The following is a 1732-nucleotide window of genomic DNA, read 5'->3' on the forward strand; positions in this document are numbered from 1 at the left end:
GTAACCGTTCACAGGATAGGAAACGCTACAGTCAAAAATGGGGTACTGAGGTGGTAGATTAAGAGGCATGGATGAAAACTGCCTCGCCTACGGAATTGAAATTTCCGACTCAGATTGGGAAAAGACTCCACCCAGCATCAAACAACTGGTGGAGAAAATGAGGCAGCATATAAAGCAATCAGAAAAAAGGCTGGCGGAACTTGAGTCCAAACAGCAAGAGTTATTAGAAAAAATCAATTGCACATCAAAAAACTCCAGCATTCCCCCATCGTCAGATCCACTTCATGCCGAAAAAAAACCAGAAAAAAAGAAGAGTGGTAAAAAGCGAGGGGGGCAACCAGGGCACAAGGGTCATAGTCGATTTTTGTACGATGTGTCCGAATGTTCAAGTGTTTTAGACCACCACCCAAAGACCTGTAGCTGTTGCGGAGAAATATTATTGGGAGAAGATGCCAATCCTTACCGCCACCAGATCGTAGAAATTCCCCCTATTAACCCAATCATCGTAGAACATCGCCTGCATCAACTAGTATGCCAGCAGTGTGGAATTTTAACCCGTGCAAAATTACCACAAGACGTGCATCCAAGTGGATATGGTGTGAGAGTAGTAGCTCTTGTAACCATATTGAGCGGACTGTATCGCCACAGTCAAAGAATGGTACAGAGTTCAATGCAAGATATATTTGGCGTTTCTATGTCTTTGGGTACAGTCAACAACTTGAGATTTGAAGCCAGCAACGCAGTCGAAAGTGCAGTTGAGTCAGCAAAAATATACGTTCAAAACTCGCGTGTAGTTGGGGCGGATGAAACAAGCTTTGTGCAAGGAAACGTTGATGGGTGCAATTCTAAAAAGAGTCAAGCTTGGCAATGTGAGGCAGTAACGCCTCTGGTAACATTTTTTCAGATTGCGCTTTCCCGTTGTTCTGATGCTGCCCGTAATCTCCTGGGCGAAGACTTTAGCGGTATTTTAAATTCAGACCGATATGCAGCATACAACTGGGTAGGTTTGTCACAGCGACAATTGTGTTGGGCACACTTAAAGCGAGAATTCATCAAAATATCAGAGCGTCCCGGAGTTTCAGCTGAATTAGGAACGGCTCTGGTAAAACAACTTGAGTTGTTATTTGAACTTTGGCATCGAGTCAGAGATGGAACTTTGAAGCATTGTGAACTTCAACTTTTAGTCCAACCAATTCGTAACTCCATCAAGTTCTCTCTACAAGAGGCTGCCGATTATGAAATTGGTTCTCAAGAAAAAACTCCACTGGCTAAAACTGTTCGCACTTGCCGCCAAATACTGAAAGTTGAACCTGCTTTATGGTTATTTTTGACGGTTGAAGGTGTTGAACCAACAAATAATGCTGCTGAGAGAGCCATACGTCCTGCTGTTATATGGCGACGTACTAGTTTTGGCTCCCAAACCCAGGCGGGTAGTCGTTTTGTGCAAAGGATGTTAACTGTTGTTACTACTTTCAAGTCTCAGCGTCGAAATGTTTTGGATTTTATGATATCAGCAGTAAGCGCTGCACGCACTAATTCGCCAGCCCCTTCTTTACTTCCTGAAGTCGCTGATTCTCCCGACCAAGTAATAAATGCTGCCTAATCCCCATTGCTGAGATCCGGTTATTTACCTTTATTCAACCTGCTGGAATCTCTGGCATTTATCCCTGCAACTGCTTTATCCAAAGAGAAGCATTGTCTTTTAATCTGCGATCACCCCGTGGTCGATTAC

1 protein-coding gene is annotated in these 1732 nt (G+C 43.8%); it reads left to right on the top strand.

Annotated features, from left to right (window positions below):
* Positions 1-67 precede the first annotated feature (67 nt).
* Positions 68-1603, top strand: coding sequence for an IS66 family transposase (gene tnpC, locus ACM0OX_RS35560; protein ID WP_414519904.1), 1536 nt, complete (start codon positions 68-70; stop codon positions 1601-1603).
* Positions 1604-1732 lie beyond the last annotated feature (129 nt).

This window comes from Nostoc sp. PCC 9305, from assembly GCF_963920915.1.
Classification (GTDB): domain Bacteria; phylum Cyanobacteriota; class Cyanobacteriia; order Cyanobacteriales; family Nostocaceae; genus Nostoc.

Coding starts and splice junctions, on each gene's coding strand:
- tnpC (WP_414519904.1), top strand. CDS start 68: ATGGATGAAAACTGCCTCGCCTACGGAATTGAAATTTCCGACTCAGAT.